The 16,144-nt window shown below is 69.9% G+C and carries 14 protein-coding genes; 2 read left to right on the top strand and 12 right to left on the bottom strand.

From position 1 onward, the window contains the following. Positions 1 to 3 precede the first annotated feature (3 nt). Entirely contained in the window at positions 4 to 2,088 is a 2,085-nt protein-coding gene (locus AC07YS_RS27040) for a tetratricopeptide repeat protein (RefSeq protein WP_495270348.1), read from the bottom strand. 148 nt (positions 2,089 to 2,236) lie between these two features. On the opposite strand from AC07YS_RS27040, the gene ruvC reads away from it, so the two are divergent. Further along, positions 2,237 to 2,785 (top strand): crossover junction endodeoxyribonuclease RuvC, encoded by a 549-nt coding sequence (ruvC, locus tag AC07YS_RS27035; RefSeq protein ID WP_495275741.1) that lies wholly within the window; start codon positions 2,237 to 2,239, stop codon positions 2,783 to 2,785. A 7-nt stretch (positions 2,786 to 2,792) separates the two neighbouring features. On the opposite strand, the gene AC07YS_RS27030 is transcribed toward ruvC, so the two are convergent. After that, the gene (locus AC07YS_RS27030; RefSeq protein WP_495270350.1) at positions 2,793 to 4,115 is read right to left on the bottom strand and encodes an alpha-methylserine aldolase; all 1,323 of its coding nucleotides are present in this window, start codon (positions 4,113 to 4,115) and stop codon (positions 2,793 to 2,795) included. A 114-nt stretch (positions 4,116 to 4,229) separates the two neighbouring features. Between AC07YS_RS27030 and AC07YS_RS27025 the strand changes: the two genes are divergently transcribed. Next, entirely contained in the window at positions 4,230 to 5,177 is a 948-nt protein-coding gene (locus AC07YS_RS27025; protein WP_495275740.1) for a LysR family transcriptional regulator, read from the top strand. A gap of 10 nt (positions 5,178 to 5,187) precedes the next feature. Here the strand turns inward: AC07YS_RS27025 and AC07YS_RS27020 are convergent, their stop codons facing one another. The 10 genes from AC07YS_RS27020 to murD form a co-directional block, all read right to left on the bottom strand. Beyond that, a complete protein-coding gene (locus AC07YS_RS27020) occupies positions 5,188 to 5,364 on the bottom strand; it encodes a hypothetical protein (RefSeq protein ID WP_167394968.1) in 177 nt (58 codons plus the stop codon). Between the two features lie 25 nt (positions 5,365 to 5,389). Beyond that, on the bottom strand, positions 5,390 to 6,313 hold the full coding sequence (lpxC, locus tag AC07YS_RS27015; RefSeq protein ID WP_056575680.1) for a UDP-3-O-acyl-N-acetylglucosamine deacetylase: 924 nt from the start codon (positions 6,311 to 6,313) through the stop codon (positions 5,390 to 5,392). Positions 6,314 to 6,539: 226 nt separating this feature from the next. After that, entirely contained in the window at positions 6,540 to 7,754 is a 1,215-nt protein-coding gene (ftsZ, locus tag AC07YS_RS27010; RefSeq protein ID WP_062474218.1) for a cell division protein FtsZ, read from the bottom strand. A 170-nt stretch (positions 7,755 to 7,924) separates the two neighbouring features. Then, on the bottom strand, positions 7,925 to 9,154 hold the full coding sequence (gene ftsA / locus AC07YS_RS27005; RefSeq protein WP_056575685.1) for a cell division protein FtsA: 1,230 nt from the start codon (positions 9,152 to 9,154) through the stop codon (positions 7,925 to 7,927). A 20-nt stretch (positions 9,155 to 9,174) separates the two neighbouring features. Continuing rightward, entirely contained in the window at positions 9,175 to 9,963 is a 789-nt protein-coding gene (locus AC07YS_RS27000; RefSeq protein ID WP_062474220.1) for a cell division protein FtsQ/DivIB, read from the bottom strand. A 3-nt stretch (positions 9,964 to 9,966) separates the two neighbouring features. Beyond that, positions 9,967 to 10,938, bottom strand: a complete 972-nt coding sequence (locus tag AC07YS_RS26995; protein WP_062474222.1) for a D-alanine--D-alanine ligase — start codon at positions 10,936 to 10,938, stop codon at positions 9,967 to 9,969. After that, positions 10,935 to 12,398, bottom strand: coding sequence for a UDP-N-acetylmuramate--L-alanine ligase (murC, locus tag AC07YS_RS26990; RefSeq protein ID WP_307695604.1), 1,464 nt, complete (start codon positions 12,396 to 12,398; stop codon positions 10,935 to 10,937). The genes AC07YS_RS26995 and murC overlap by 4 nt, the downstream gene beginning before the upstream one ends. After that, a complete protein-coding gene (gene murG / locus AC07YS_RS26985; protein ID WP_492686298.1) occupies positions 12,395 to 13,459 on the bottom strand; it encodes an undecaprenyldiphospho-muramoylpentapeptide beta-N-acetylglucosaminyltransferase in 1,065 nt (354 codons plus the stop codon). Before murG ends, murC begins: the two co-directional genes overlap by 4 nt. Further along, positions 13,456 to 14,751 (bottom strand): putative lipid II flippase FtsW, encoded by a 1,296-nt coding sequence (ftsW, locus tag AC07YS_RS26980; protein WP_062474228.1) that lies wholly within the window; start codon positions 14,749 to 14,751, stop codon positions 13,456 to 13,458. Before ftsW ends, murG begins: the two co-directional genes overlap by 4 nt. Then, positions 14,748 to 16,144 (bottom strand): UDP-N-acetylmuramoyl-L-alanine--D-glutamate ligase (gene murD / locus AC07YS_RS26975; RefSeq protein WP_495273965.1); only part of this gene is annotated, 1,397 nt, incomplete at its 5' end. The genes murD and ftsW, both read right to left, overlap by 4 nt.

The following is a 16,144-nucleotide window of genomic DNA, read 5'->3' as shown; positions in this document are numbered from 1 at the left end:
CGATCAGACCTTGCGCCGCACCACCCGGTCGAAGGCCTGCTTCGCACGCCGCCCTAGAGCCCTCGTCTTCAGCGCCTGAAGCTCGCGCTTGAGCCGCGTGCGCTGCTCAGCCGACAGCGCCGTGCCGAAACGCCCGAGTGCCAACTCCAGCGCCTCGCGCTGCGCCGCCACCCGCCCCTGCCGCCCTTCGGCCTCGGCCAGCCATTCGCACGCATTGGCGACGCGCTCGCGCAAGGCCGTGTCGCCCGACTCGCCGAAGCGCGCGATGAGCACGCGGTAGGCCTTGGCCTGGCCCGCTGCGTCGTCCATCTTGTCGAAGGCCTTGGCCTTGTTGATCAGCGACTTGGCGGCCCACAGCTGCAGGGCGCTGTCCCGCGCCATCGCCGTGCGCGCGATCACCTCGTCGTAGCTGGCCACGGCCTCGGCGAAGCGGCCCGCGCGGCGCAGCACGGCGCCCTTGCGGAACAGCGCGCCGGCCACGCGCGCGCGCAGGTCGGGCAGCTCGGAATTGCCCCAGCGCGCAACGATCTCGTCGTGCACACGCATCTCGTCCGCGGGCCGCGCGAGGCGATCGAGCGCGGTGCTCTTGTACTGCAGGCACAGCGCCACCTGCGACTGCATCTCGGTGGAGGCATCGGCGCCGTAGCGCGCGTCCATCGCGTCGGCCGCCTCGACGACCTCGGCGAAGTGCTCCAGCGCCAGCAGGCAGAAGGTCTTGTGCGACAGGGCGCGGGCGCACTGGCGGCGCATCAGCGGGTGCGGCGAGGCGGCATGCGCGGCGAGCACCTCGTCGAAGAGCGCGATGGCCTCGCGCGATGCGCCCGCGTCGCCGAGCTTGCGGCCTTCGCGGACGGTGTCGCACGCCGCATCGAAGAGCTCGGCCGGCAACTCGCCGGCGTCGAGCCCGCCGGTCTTGCGCAGGCGCTTCAGGCAGGCCTCGCGCCCGGCCATCGCCTTCACGCGCAGCTCGCGCAGTTCGGGCGTGGCGCCGTCGCGCGACAACGCGACGAGCGGCTCGTACACCGCAAGCGCTGCCTCGGGCCGCCCCAGCAGGTCGAGCAGCACGAAGCCCTTGTGCAGCAAGGTGGTGGCCACGGTGCGCTGCACCATGGCGTCGCTGTCGCGGGCGAACGTGCCGAGCAGGCGCTCGCAGGCGGCCAGCGCGGCCTCGCCGTCGCCCTGGTCGCGCAGCCCCACGGCCCATTCGTGGGCGCGCACGGCCGCGAGGCGGCGCACCTGCGCGGAGGCGTCGTGGCCATAGCGGTCGAGCAGCCAGCCGACCAGCTCGGCGCGGCGCGCCACCTCGTCGAGTCCGAGGCCGTCGAAGAACAGGGCCAGCGCACGCACGCCTTCCAGCCGCAGTTCGGGCGCAGCCTCGGCCAGCCCGGTCTCGATCTGGTCGGCCACCTGCAGGCACAGCACCTGCGCCTGCGTGTGCTGCGCCAGTTCGCGCAGGTTGAGCACCGCAGCCAGCCGGGCCCGCGCCACGCGCAGGACCACGCCGGCCTCGGCGCCGCCTTCGAAGCGTTCGATGGCCGCTTCGAGCGTGGCCAATGCGTCCTGCGGCAGGCCGCGGTGGTGTTCGATCTCGGCTTTCAGCAGGCGCGCATCGAGCCGCCACGCATCGAGCGCGGCATCGGCCTGTGCGTCGAGCTGCTCGCTCATGAAGTCGCAGGCCTCGCAACGCGCCGCCGCATCGTCGATGAGCCAGGTGCGCTGGTACAGCGCGTGGGCGATGTGCGCGCGGATCTCGGGCTCGCTGCGCCCGCCGTGCGCGGCCACCAGGCGGTCGAGCGTGGCCAGCGCGTCGGCCGGGCGGTGCAGCTGGCGCAGCACGTGCGCGAGCAGCCGCAGCGCCTGGCAACAAGGCACGACCACGCCGGCGTCGGGCAGCGCACCGAACTCGGCGATCAGCCGGCTGCAGGCGGCGATCGCCTCGCGACGGCGGCCGAGGTCGCTCAACAGCTCCGCCTGGCGAAAGCTCGCGGCGGCGCGTTCGGCGGGAGATTGCTGCAGGGGCGCGGGCAGGGCCGGGGCGTCGTTCGATGGCTTCGGTTGCTGCTGCGCGGAGGACTCGACTACATTCACCTTCGCTTCCTTGTGTGGCGCGCCCCGCGCGAAGCGGGGCGGAATGCAAGAACGGCGGATTCTGCCCGCGATCCCCCACGCATCGCGCGCGAATTCGCACCTTCTTCAACCTTCCTCACCCAGGCTTAGGCCTTTACGCTTCCTTTTCATGCGGATCCTCGGCATCGACCCCGGTTTGCAGACCACCGGCTTCGGCGTGGTCGATGCGGACGGCCATGCGCTGCGCTACGTGGCCAGCGGCACCATCAGCACCCGGCACCTGGGCAGCGGCAACCTGCCGGCGCGCCTGAAGGTGCTGTTCGACGGCATCGGCGAGATCACGGCGCGCTACCAGCCCGAGGCGTCGGCGATCGAAATCATTTTTGTCAACGTCAACCCGCAGTCGACGCTGCTGCTGGGCCAGGCGCGCGGTGCCTGCGTGACGGCGCTGGTGAGCCACAACCTCTCGGTGGCCGAGTACACGGCGCTGCAGATGAAGAAGGCCGTGGCCGGCCCCGGCCAGGCCGCGAAGGCGCAGGTGCAGGAGATGGTGAAGCGCCTGCTCGACCTGCCCGGCCTGCCGGGCGCCGACGCGGCGGACGCGCTGGGCATCGCGATCACGCACGCGCAGGTCGGCCGTTCGATGGCGCGGCTCGCGGAAGCGGCCGAGCTGTCGAAGACCCACGCCGGCTCCTACCGGCAAGGGCGTTCGCGCTGACGGCGATTCAACGCACGATGTAGCGCAGGTCGCCCAGGCGCCGGCGGCGCTCGCGCACCTCGGCGGCCACGGCGGGCGCATCGCCTGCCAGCGCCCGCGCGATCCAGCCGGCCAGCTGCGGCATGTCGTCGGGCGTGAAGCCCAGCCGCACGATCTCGGGCACGCCCAGGCGCAGGCCGTTGATGTCGCCGTCGACCGGCGCGATCGGCAGGCCGATGCCGCAGGCCAGCAGGCCGCCTTGGGCCAGCTGCTTCGCTGCACGTTGCCCACCGCCCCAGCGCGCGGCCTCGAGCGCGAACTGGTGCGACTGCGTGAAGCCGCGCGCCTTGGCGAACACCGGCAGGCCTTGCGCATCGAGCGCGCGTGCGAGCGCCTGCGCGGTGTCGCGCATCGCCGCTGCATAGGCCGTGCCGTGCACCTTCCAGTCGAGCAGGCCACGGGCCAGCGCGGCCGTGCGGCCTGCATCCGAGTTGGCCGTGAGGCCCGGGTAGGCGATGGCGTCGATGCGCGCCATCAGCGCCGCGTCGTTCGACACGATCAGCCCGCCGGCCGGGCCGCCCAGGCTCTTGTAGGTGCTCATGGTGATCGCGTGCGCGCCCTCTTCGAGCGGCTGCGGCCAGGCCTTGCCGGCCACCATGCCCGACAGGTGCGCGGCATCGAACAGCACCTTGGCGCCCACGCTGTCGGCCACCTCGCGGATCGCGGGCACCGGGTGCGGGAACAGGTTGAGGCTGCCGCCGATGGTGATGAGCTTGGGCTTCACCTCGCGCGCGAGCTTGGCCAGCGCCACGACGTCGACCGAGTAGCCGTCGGCATCGACCGGCGCCGGCACGGTCTTCAGGCCGTAGAGCCCGGCCGCGCCCGCGGCGTGGTGCGTCACATGGCCGCCGATGGCGGGCGGCGGCGCGATGATCGTGTCGCCGGGCTGGCAGGTTGCCATGAACACGTAGAGGTTCGACAGCGCGCCCGAGCTCACGCGCACCTCGGCGAAGCGCGCGCCGAACACCTCGGCCGCCAGCTCGGCGGCGACGACCTCGATGCGCTCGATGGCTTCCAGCCCCATCTCGTACTTGTCGCCCGGGTAGCCCAGCGACGGGCGCGAGCCCAGCCCGCGCGACAGCAGCGCCTCGGCGGCGGGGTTCATCACGTTGGTGGCGGGGTTGAGGTTCAGCCCGTCGACGTCGTGGATGCGGTGGCTGTCGGCCACGAGGCGTTCGATCTCGGCGGCCACGCCCGCCGCGTCGCGCGCGGCGGCGTCGGCGGCAATGGCGAGCACGTGGTCCTCGCTGGCGGCGGGAACCCAGGAACGGCGGTGGAGGGCTGCGGGCATGCGGTGTCTCGCTGGGAGTGGTGGAAGGGAATGACCGCATGGTCGCGCCCTGTGTCCCAACGGGCAACATGGATAAACTGGGCCCGAGCCCAAGAAAAACTTGGCCTCCCCACCATGTCCCTCGCCCCACCCCGCCCTCGCCTGCCGCCGCACACGGCCGTGCGCGCCTTCGAGGCCGCGGCGCGCCACGGCAGCTTCGCGCGCGCGGCCGAGGAGTTGTTCGTGACGCCCGCCGCCGTCGCGCAGCAGATCAAGGCGCTCGAGACCTGGGCCGGCGGTGCGCTGTTCGAACGGCACAGCCAGGGCATCCGGCTCAGCGCGCACGGCCGGCGCGCACTGCCTGCGCTCAGTGCGGCGGTCGACCAGCTCGGCCTCGCGGTGCAGGCGCTGCGCCAGGAAACGCAGACCGCCGCGCGCCGCAGCACGCTGCAGGTGGCGGCCCTGCCGGCGATGGCGCAGCTGTGGCTGTCGCCGCGGCTCTCGCGGCTGAAGGCCGCGCTGCCCGGCGTGCAGGTGTCGGTGACGGCGCTGGAGCAGCCGCCGAACTTCCGGCGCGAGCCCTTCGATCTCGGACTGTTCTACGCACGCGGCGCCGAAGCCGCCGTCGGCGCGACGAGCATCCCGCTCGCGCGCGACCGCCTCGTGCCCGTGTGCAGCCCGCGCCTGCGCGCATCACTGGAGAGCGCACGCCCGCGCCCGCTCGACGACCTCCTCGACGTGCTCGCGCGCTGCGGCGGCCTGCACGACACGGTGTGGCGCGACGACTGGTCGCGCTGGCTGCAGGCCGTGCGCCCCGACACCACCTCAACCGAGGCCGATGCGCTGGCTGCCGGGCCCGATTTCTCGCTCTACAGCCTTGCGCTGCAGGCCGCGCTCGACGGTGAAGGGGTGCTGATGGGTCGCGAGCGGCTGGTGGCGCCGCTGCTGGAGAAAGGCCGGCTGCACGCGCCCTGGGGACGGCCGAAGGCGCTGGGGGACACGCTGATGCTGCTGGTGCCCGCGCACCGCAAGGGGCCGCTGCTCGCGCAGCAGGTGCAGGCGCTACAGGCCCTGATCGATTGAACGGCTGGGTCTACGCGACGCGCTCGGCAATCAGGACCGCGAAGAAGCCGAGCGCCGCGAGCACCGTCCACTTGAACACGATCCAGCCGAAGCGGCGGTACTTGACCTGCCCCGTGCCCGCATAGAACGCGAAGGACACGCCCGCCACCAGCAGAAGCAGCAGGATGGCCCAGCGAAAGAGAAGCATCGGAAAGAAAAGGCGTGCGCCGGGCTTACCAGGCCCGCGCCACTTCGCCGAAGCCGCGCGGTGCGCGCTTCTCGTCCTCGAAGGTCACGACCTCGTAGGCGTCGCTGTGCGAGAGCAGCTCGCGCAGCAGCTTGTTGTTGAGCGCGTGGCCCGAGCGAAACGCGGTGTACGCGGCCAGCAGCGGCTTGCCGATGATGTACAGGTCGCCCATGGCGTCGAGGATCTTGTGCTTCACGAACTCGTCGTCGTAGCGCAGGCCGCCGGCATTGAGCACCTTGGTGTCGTCCATGACGATGGCGTTGTCCAGGCCACCGCCGAGTGCGAGGCCCTTGCTGCGCATGTACTCGACTTCTTTCGTGAAGCCGAAGGTGCGCGCACGCGCGATGTCGCGGCTGTACGAGTCGGTGCCCAGGTCGAACTCCACGCGCTGGCCGGTGGAGTTGACGACGCGGTGGTCGAAGTCGATCTCGAAGCTCAGCTTGAAGCCGTGGTACGGCTCCAGGCTTGCCCACTTCTCGTTGGCGCCCTCGCCTTCGCGCACCTCGACCTTGCGCAGCACGCGGATGAAGCGGCGCGGCGCCTTCTGCAGCTCGATGCCCGCGCTTTGCAGCAGGAACACGAAGGACGAGGCCGACCCGTCGAGGATCGGCACTTCGTCGGCCGTGATGTCGATGTAGAGGTTGTCGATGCCCAGGCCCGCGCAGGCGGACATGATGTGTTCGACGGTCTGCACCTTGGCGCCGCCCGTGGAGACGGTGGACGCCAGGCGCGTGTCGGTGACCGATTCGGCGGTCATGCGGATCTCGACCGGCTCGGGCAGGTCGACGCGGCGGAACACGATGCCCGTGTCGGCCGGGGCCGGTCGCAGGGTCAGCTCCACGCGTTGGCCGCTGTGAAGCCCCACGCCCACGGCGCGGCTGATCGACTTGAGGGTTCGTTGTTGCAGCACGCCCGAGATTTTAGGCGGGCGGCGACCGTGACGCCCTATTCCCTTCGCTATGGCCGCGATAGACATGGACCGGTCAGATAAGAAAGAACAAAAAGCCAGGGAGCCCCCGGCGATGGACGCAAGGGGCACGAGGTGGACGCAGCGCCTAGAGCCGGGGGGCAGTCCCTTTCAGGTCTTCCCCGTCCCCTTGCGAACCCTCGTGCCCTCTGCGTTCGGTGGCCTGCGGTCAGTCGGCCTGACGGCGCAGGAATGCGGGGATCTCGAAGTCGTCCATGCCACCCGACGACAGTGCGTCGACCTTGGCAGCGGCCATCGTGCGGTTGGTGCGCCACACGCTGGGCACGGCCATGCCGTCGTAGTTGGGCTGGCTGCCCGAACCACCACCCGCGTGGCCCACGCCGCCGAGCGTCGGCACGGTGAACGGGATGTTGTCGGTGCCGGTGCGGATCACTTCGAGCGTCGGGGCCTGGCGGCGTGCGTCGGCACGCGACAGGCCCGTGGCCACCACCGTGACGCGCATCTGGTCGCCCAGGCTTTCGTCGTAGGCGGCGCCGTAGATCACGTGCGCGTCCGGCGAGGCGTAGGCGCGGATGGTGTTCATCGCGAGCTTCGACTCGTTCAGCTTCAGCGAACCCTTCGATGCCGTCACCAGCACCAGCACGCCCTTGGCGCCCGAGAGGTCGATGCCTTCGAGCAGCGGGCAGGCCACGGCCTGTTCGGCGGCGATGCGCGCGCGATCCGGGCCTGCAGCCGCGGCCGTGCCCATCATGGCCTTGCCGGGTTCGCCCATCACGGTGCGCACGTCTTCGAAGTCGACGTTCACGCCGCCGTACTCGTTGATGATTTCCGAGATGCCGCCCACGGCGTTCTTCAGCACGTCGTTGGCGTGCGCGAAGGCTTCGTCCTGGGTGATGTCTTCACCGAGCACGTCCAGCAGCTTCTCGTTGAGCACCACGATCAGCGAGTCGACGTTGGCTTCGAGCTCGGCCAGGCCGGCGTCGGCGTTGGTCATGCGACGGCCGCCTTCCCAGTCGAAGGGCTTGGTCACCACGCCCACGGTGAGGATGCCCATTTCCTTGGCCACGCGCGCGATCACGGGGGCCGCGCCGGTGCCGGTGCCGCCGCCCATGCCGGCCGTGATGAACAGCATGTGCGCGCCGTCGATGGCGGCGCGGATGTCGTCCACCGCGGCTTCGGCCGCGTCACGGCCCTTCTCGGGCTTGCTGCCGGCGCCCAGGCCGCTGATGCCCAGCTGGATGTTCTTGTGCGCGTTGCTGCGTTGCAGGGCTTGCGCGTCGGTGTTGGCGCAAACGAACTGCACGCCTTGCACACCACGCTCCATCATGTGGGCGACCGCATTGCCACCGCCGCCGCCGACACCGATCACCTTGATCTGCGTGCCCTGGTTGAATTCTTCGACTTCGATCATTTCGATGGTCATTTCTAACTCCTTGAATATTGCAGTTGCCGTTATGTGTCTATGAATATTTCTTCTGCCGTGACGTGATCAACGGGATCGCCGTCGCGATGGTGGACCGGTGCGTCGCCATCGCTCGTTGAAATGCAGCGGAGGACCCGCGCGTGCGAGCCAGAGTGGGGAGTGGTTCATGGTCAGAAGTTCCCCACGATGAAGTCCTTGAAACGTCCGAACGCAGTCTTTACGGACCCGTTCTTCTGTGCGACCTTGAAGCCACGCATGCGTGCAAAACGTGCTTCCTCGAGCAGGCCCATCACGGTGGCCGCGCGCGGCTGCGCCACCATGTCCGAGAGCGCGCTCGAGTACTTCGGAATACCGCGGCGCACGGGCTTGAGGAAGATGTCTTCACCGAGCTCGACCATGCCGGGCATGACGGCGCTGCCGCCCGTGAGCACCACGCCCGACGACAGCACTTCCTCGTAGCCCGACTCGCGCACCACCTGCTGCACCAGCGAGAAGATTTCTTCGATGCGCGGCTCGATCACGCCGGCAAGCGCCTGCTTGCTCAACATGCGCGGGCCGCGATCGCCAAGGCCGGGGACTTCGACCTGCGATTCAGGGTCGGCCAGCAGCTGCTTGGCGTAGCCGTGCTCGACCTTGATGTCCTCCGCGTCCTTGGTGGGCGTGCGCAGGGCCATCGCAATGTCGCTCGTGATGAGGTCGCCAGCGATCGGGATCACGGCCGTGTGGCGGATCGCGCCGTTGGTGAAGATCGCCACGTCGGTGGTGCCCGCGCCGATGTCGACCAGCACCACGCCCAGTTCGCGTTCGTCTTCGGTGAGCACCGCCTGGCTGGACGCCAGCGGGTTGAGCATCAGCTGGTCGACCTCCAGGCCGCAGCGGCGCACGCACTTGATGATGTTCTCGGCCGCGCTCTGCGCGCCGGTCACGATGTGCACCTTGGCCTCCAGGCGCATGCCGCTCATGCCGATCGGCTCCTTCACGTCCTGGCCGTCGATCACGAACTCCTGCGGTTCCACCAGCAACAGGCGCTGGTCGCTCGAGATGTTGATGGCGCGCGCCGTCTCGACCACGCGGGCCACGTCGGCGGGCGTGACTTCCTTGTCCTTCACCGCCACCATGCCGCTCGAATTGATGCCGCGGATGTGGCTGCCGGTGATGCCGGTGTAGACGCGGCTGATCTTGCAGTCGGCCATCAGCTCGGCTTCTTTCAGCGCCTGCTGGATGCTCTGCACGGTGGCGTCGATGTTCACCACGACGCCGCGCTTGAGGCCGTTGCTGGGCGCGATGCCCAGGCCGGCCAGCTTGAGCTCGCCGCCTTGCAGCACCTCGGCCACGACCACCATCACCTTGGCGGTTCCGATGTCCAGGCCTACGACCAGGTCTTTGTATTCTTTGGGCATGTAGATGTCCTCGGTATTCGCTACTTGATTTTTCTTGGGGCCTCGGGCGAGACCGTGGTGACGCCGCGCAGCCGCAGGGCATACGCGTCGTTGTGGCGCAGATCGGCGCGTTCGACGTCGGCCACCGTGCGGCGGTACTGGCCCGCGACCTGCGTCACGGTCTTCAGGAACCGCTGCAGGCGCGCCGACACCTCGTCGCTCTGGCCGCGGCCGAGTTCGATCTCGGCCCCGCTGTCCAGCAGCACCTTCCAGCTGCCGCGGCTGGACAGCCGCAGCTCGGCGATGTCGAAGTCGTAGGGCTCGAACATCGGCGCGAGCACGCGGTACATGCCCAGCACCTGCCCGGCCTGCTCGATCGGGCCGTCCAGGCGCGGCAGGTCGGCGTCGACCTCGGCCACGTTGGCTTCGAACACATCGCCGAAGCCGTTGATCAGCTTGGAGCCGGCCTCGTCGCCCCACACCGCCACCGGCACCTGCTCGGTCAGCGTCACGCGCAGCTTGTTCGGGAACTCGCGCCGCACCACCGCGCTGCGCACCCACGGCACCGTCTCGAAGGCGGTGCGCGCACGCGCCAGGTCGATGGTGAAGAAGTTGCCCTTGAGCTGCGGCGCCACATTGGCACGCAGCGTGACCGCGTTGTTGTGCGTGACCTCGCCGTCCACCTTGATGCCCGAGATCGGGAAGAAAGGCTGGCGCAGCACCCACCACGCGCTCGCCGCCAGCAGCATGAGCGCCACCAGCACGAACGCAACGTTCGCGACGATGTTCATCAGCTTGACGTCGAAGGGAGCGGGGATGCTGTCGGCCATGGCTTAGTTCGCGCCTCCCTTGGCATCCAGCGATGCGGACGCGAGCACGCGCACGCACAGCTCTTCGTAGGGAATGCCCGCCGCGCGCGCCGACATCGGCACCAGCGAATGGCTGGTCATGCCGGGCGAGGTGTTCATCTCGAGCAGGAAGGGCTTGCGGTCGCTGGCGCGGATCATCACGTCGGCGCGGCCCCAGCCGCGGCAGCCGAGCGTGTGGTACGCGGCCAGCGTGATGCGCTGGATCTCGCGTTCCTCGGCCTCGGGCAGGCCGCTCGGGCATTGGTACTTCACGTCGTCGGTGAAGTACTTGTTCTGGTAGTCGTAGGCGCCTTCGGGCGCGGCGATGCGCACCACCGGCAGCGCGCGCGCGTCCAGGCCCTGGCCGAGCACGGCGCAGGTCACCTCTTCGCCGTCGATGAACTCCTCGCACAGCACGTCGGCGTCGAACTTCGCCGACAGCGCGACGGCGTCCTGCATCTGCGAGTAGCCCTCGACCTTGGTCACGCCGATGGACGAGCCCTCGCGCGGCGGCTTCACGATCAGCGGCAGGCCCAGCACGTCGGGCACCACCATGATCTGCTCGCGGCTTTGCTGGTCGAAGGCCAGGCGTACGTACTTGGGCGTGGGCAGGCCGTCGGCCTGCCAGATGCGCTTGGTCATGACCTTGTCCATCGCCACGCTCGAGGCCATCACGCCCGAGCCGGTGTAGGGAATGCCGAGCAGCTCGAGCGCGCCCTGCACGGTGCCGTCTTCGCCGTGGCGACCATGCAGCGCGACAAAGCAGCGTGCGAAGCCTTCGCGCTTCAGGTCGGTCAGCTCGCGCTCCGACGGGTCGAAGGCATGCGCGTCGACGCCGCGCGAACGCAGGGCCTGCAGCACGCCGGCGCCAGACATCAGCGACACCTCGCGTTCGGCGGAACTGCCGCCGAACAGCACGGCCACCTTGCCGAAAAGTTGTGGATCCTGAAGGCTCACGCGGCCCTCCCCTTGCGCGCAGTGCGCTCTGAAGTTGTTGATGAGGGTGCGGGCGGCGTGCCGAGTTCGACCACCTTGCCCGGCACCGCGCCGATGGAGCCCGCGCCCATGCACAACACCACGTCGCCCGCGCGGGCGTTGTCCAGGATGGCCTGCGGCATGGCGACGATGTCGTCCACGAACACCGGCTCGACCTTGCCGGCCACGCGCAGCGCGCGCGCCAGCGTGCGGCCGTCGGCGGCCACGATGGGCGCCTCGCCCGCGGCATAGACCTCGCCCAGCAGCACCGAATCGGCCGTGCCGATGACCTTCACGAAGTCCTCGAAGCAGTCGCGCGTGCGGGTGTAGCGGTGCGGCTGGAAGGCCAGCACAAGCCGGCGCCCCGGGAAGGCGCCGCGCGCGGCCGCGATGGTGGCCGCCATCTCGACCGGGTGATGGCCGTAGTCGTCGATGACGGTGAAGCGCCCGCCCGCCGTGTCGTTCGGCACGGCCACGTCGCCGTAGCTCTGGAAACGGCGGCCCACGCCCTTGAAGCCGGCCAGGCCGCGCTGCACCGCTTCGTCGGCAATGCCGAGCTCGACCGCCATGGCGATCACCGACAGCGCGTTGCGCACGTTGTGCTCGCCCGGCAGGTTCAGCACGATGGGCAGGTCGGGCAGCGTCACGCCGTTGCGGCGCTGCGCGGTGAAATGCATCTGGCCGCCGACGGCGCGCACGTCGATGGCGCGCACCTGGGCGTCCTCGCCGAAGCCGTAGCTGGTGACCGGGCAGGTCACGTCGGCCACGATCTCGCGCACCGCCGGATCGTCGGTGCACAGGATGGCCACGCCGTAGAACGGCATGCGGTGCAGGAAATCGACGAAGGCCTTCTTCAGCTTGGCGAAGTCGTGCCCGTAGGTCTCCATGTGGTCGGCGTCGATGTTCGTGACCACCGCCATCACGGGCAGCAGGTTCAGGAACGAGGCGTCCGACTCGTCGGCCTCGACCACGATGTAGTCGCCGCTGCCCAGCTGCGCGTTGGCGCCGGCGCTGTTCAGGCGCCCGCCGATCACGAAGGTCGGGTCGAGCCCAGCGGCCTCGAGCACGCTCGCGGCCAGGCTGGTGGTGGTGGTCTTGCCGTGCGTGCCGGCGATGGCGATGCCCTGCTTCAGGCGCATCAGCTCGGCGAGCATCAGCGCGCGTGGCACGACCGGAATGCGCTTTTCGCGCGCGGCCAGCACCTCGGGGTTGTCCGACTGCACGGCGGTGGAGGTGACGACCGCATCGGCGCCGTCGATGTGCGCGGCGGCATGGCCTACGAAGGTGCCGATGCCCAGGCCCGCGAGACGGCGCAGCGTGGCGCTGTCGGACAGGTCGGAGCCGGTGATCCGGTAGCCCAGGTTCAGCAGCACCTCGGCGATGCCGCTCATGCCCGAGCCGCCGACGCCGACGAAGTGGATGTGACGGATCGCGTGCTTCATTTCGCAAGCTCCTCGCAGGCGCGGACAACCGCGTCCACTGCTTCGGTCTTCTGCAGGGTCTTGGCCTTGGTGGCCCGGTCGATCAAGATCGCGCGTTCGGTTTTCTGTAGCAAATCAGCCAGCAATTCAGGGGTGAGGTCGGTCTGTTGCACCAGCCAGCCGCCGCCCGCGTCCACGAGGAAGCGCGCGTTGGTGGTCTGGTGGTCGTCGACCGCCGAGGGGAAAGGCACGAACAGCGCTGCTGCGCCGACGGCCGCGATTTCGGTGACAGTGCTGGCGCCGGCGCGCGCGACGATGAGGTCGGCCTCGGCGTACGCCTGCGCGGTGTCGTCGATGAAGGGTGTGAGCTCGCCCTCGACGCCGGCCGCCGCATAGTTGGCGCGCAACTCGTCGATCTGCTTGGCGCCGCTCTGGTGCAGCACCTGCGGGCGAACGTCGAGCGCGATGCGTGCCAGCGCCTGCGGCACCACGGCGTTGAGCGCACGCGCGCCCAGGCTGCCGCCGACCACCAGCAACTTGAGCGGACCCGTGCGGCCCGCGAAGCGCGTGGCCGGATCGGGCTGCGACGTGAACGCCGCGCGCAGCGGATTGCCCACCCACTGCGCCTTCTTCAGCACGTTCGGGAAGGCCGTGAACACGCGGTCGGCCACGCCCGCCAGCACCTTGTTGGCGAGGCCGGCGACCGAGTTCTGCTCGTGCAGCACCAGCGGCTTGCCCATCAGCACGCCCATCATTCCGCCCGGGAAGGTGATGTAGCCGCCCAGGCCCACGAGCACGTCGGGCTTCACGCGGCGCACCACGGCCAGGCTCTGCCAGAAGGCGCGCAGCAGCTTCAGCGGCAGCAGGAACAGCGTGAGCGGACCCTTGCCGCGCACGCCGCCGAACTGCACCGGCTCGAAGGCGAAGCCGCGCGGGGGCACGAGCTTTTCTTCCATGCTGCCGGGCGCGCCCAGCCAGTGCACGCGCCAGCCGCGCTCGCGCAGGGCCTCGGCCACTGCGAGACCCGGAAAGATGTGGCCGCCCGTGCCGCCTGCCATGACGAGTGCCGTACGGCCGGTCATACGCGACCTCCCCGCATCAGCACGCGGTTCTCGTAGTCGATGCGCAGCACCACGGCCAACGCCACGAGGTTCATCAAGATCGCCGAGCCGCCGAAACTCATCAGCGGCAAGGTCAGGCCCTTGGTCGGCAGTGCGCCCAGGTTCACGCCCATGTTGATGAAGGCCTGGAAGCCGATCCACACGCCCACGCCCTGGGCCACGAGGCCCGAGAACACGCGGTCCAGCGCGATCGCCTGGCGGCCGATGTGCATGATGCGGCGCGTGAGCCACAGGAACAGGCCGATGATCAGCAGCACGCCGATGAGGCCGAACTCTTCGCCGATCACGGCCAGCAGGAAGTCGGTGTGCGCCTCGGGCAGCCAGTGCAGCTTCTCGACGCTGCCACCCAGGCCCACGCCGAAGACCTCGCCGCGGCCGATGGCGATCAGCGAGTGCGACAGCTGGTAACCCTTGCCCAGCGCGTGCTCTTCGCTCCACGGATCGAGGTACGCAAAGATGCGCTCGCGGCGCCACGGGCTGCTCGCCACGATGGAGCCGAAGGCCACCACCACCAGCGTCGCGATCACGAAGAACATGCGCGCGTTCACGCCGCCCAGGAACAGGATGCCCATGGCGATCACGGCGATCACCATGAAGGCGCCCATGTCGGGCTCGGCCATCACCAGCATGCCGACCACCACCACCGCGATGCCCATCGGCAGCACGGCGCGGAAGAACCGCTCCTTGATCTCCATCTTGCGCACCATATAGCTGGCGGCGTAGAGCACCATCGCGAACTTGGCCAGCTCCGACGGCTGGAAGCGCATGAAGCCCATCGGCAGCCAGCGGCGCGCGCCGTTCACGTTGATGCCGATGTGCGGAATGAGCACCGCCACCAGCAGCAGCAGCGAAGCCACGAAGAGCCAGGGCGCGGCGCGCTCCCAGGTCTTCATCGGGACCTGGAAGGTCAGCAGCGCGGCGATGAAGGCGATGACCAGCGAGGCCGCATGCCGCGTGAGGAAGTACGAGGCGCTGTAGCCGGCGCGTGCGAAGCGCGGGTTGTCGGGCAGCGCGATGGAGGCCGAATACACCATGATCAGGCCCCAGGTCATCAGCGCGACCGTGACCCAGACCAGCGCCTGGTCGAAGCCCAGCACGCGCATCGGCGTGGCCTTGGTCTGCGCGACACCGGCGCCGCCCAGCCGCACGGGCAGGTGCACGGGCAGCGAATCCATGCCGCTGCGGGCGCGCCGGAACCAGCCGCCGAAACGGCTGCCGGTGCTGGTTTCCTGGCCTGCGGCTGCGGAGTTCAAATCGGGTCCTCCATCGATCCGGCGGTGGACAGCGACGCGCCAGGCACGTACGACACCACCGCGTCGTCGCCACCCACGGCCTCGCGCGGGCTGTCGGCATAGGCCTCGACGGCCTCGCAGAACACCTCGGCGCGGTGCGCGTAGTCCTTGAACATGTCGAAGCTCGCACAGGCCGGTGACAGCAGCACGGCATCGCCGGGGTGGGCGCGCACGGCGGCGAGCTTCACGGCCTCTTCCATCGAGCCCGCGTGCTTCAGCGAGACGCCGGTGGAGGCCAGCGCGGCCTCGATCAGCGGGGCGTCGCGGCCGATGAGCACGACGGCACGCGCGTACTGGCGCACGGGGTCGGCCAGCGGCTCGAAGTCCTGGCCCTTGCCTTCGCCGCCGAGGATCACGACCACGCGGCGTTCTTCGCCGAGACCGCTCAGTGCAGCCACAGTGGCGCCGACGTTGGTGCCCTTGCTGTCGTCGAAGAACTCGACCTCGTCCACGATGGCGATCGGCTCGACGCGGTGCGGCTCGCCGCGGTACTCGCGCAGGCCGTAGAGCATCGGGCCCAGCGGGCAGTCGGCGGCGCTGGCGAGCGCGAGCGCGGCCAGCGCGTTCATGGCGTTGTGGCGGCCGCGGATGCGCAGCGCGTCGGCGGGCATGAGGCGCTGGAAGAAGAGCTCTTCTTCCACCACCGCGCCGCGCTTGCGCTTTTGCGTTTCGTCGGCTTCCAGCGCGCGCACCAGCCAGGCCACGCCGTTGATGCGCTCGATGCCGTAGTCGCCGGGGCGCAGCGGCATCGCGCCGCCGAAGGTGACGTGGGTGCGGATCTGCGGGCGCTGCAGCCGCACCTTGACCGGCGGCGGCAGCATGGCCATCACGCCGGCGTCGTCGCGGTTGAGGATCATCAGGCCCTTGGCGCCGAAGATGCGCGCCTTCGCGGCCGCGTAGGCCGGCATGTCGCCATGCCAGTCGAGGTGGTCCTGCGTGAGGTTGAGCACGGTCGCGGCCGTGGGCTCGAAGCCCTGCACGCCGTCGAGCTGGAAGCTCGAGAGTTCGAGCACCCACACGTCGGGCAGCGTGCCGGCGTCGAGGTGCCCGGCCAGCGTGTCGAGCAGCGTGGGTCCGATGTTGCCGGCCACGGCCACGGTCTTGCCCGCGCGTTCGACCAGCTGGCCGGTGAGCGAGGTGACGGTGGTCTTGCCGTTGGTGCCGGTGACCGCGAGCACGGCGGGCGTGTAGCCCTTGGGCGCTTCGGGCTCGGGTTCGGGCACGAGTTCGAGTTGCGGCGTGGCCTCTTCCTCGACCGCGGCCGACGCCGGGTTGGTGGCGGACAGCTCGGCGATCTTGGCGACGAACTCGGCGGCCTCGCGCGCCGCGGTGGGCACGTAGGGCTTGCCGGGGG

The organism is Variovorax sp. GW458-11-26-14-LB1, assembly GCF_059423965.1.
Note: the sequence above shows the minus strand (reverse complement) of the source record. Positions and strands in the feature narration are given on the sequence as shown.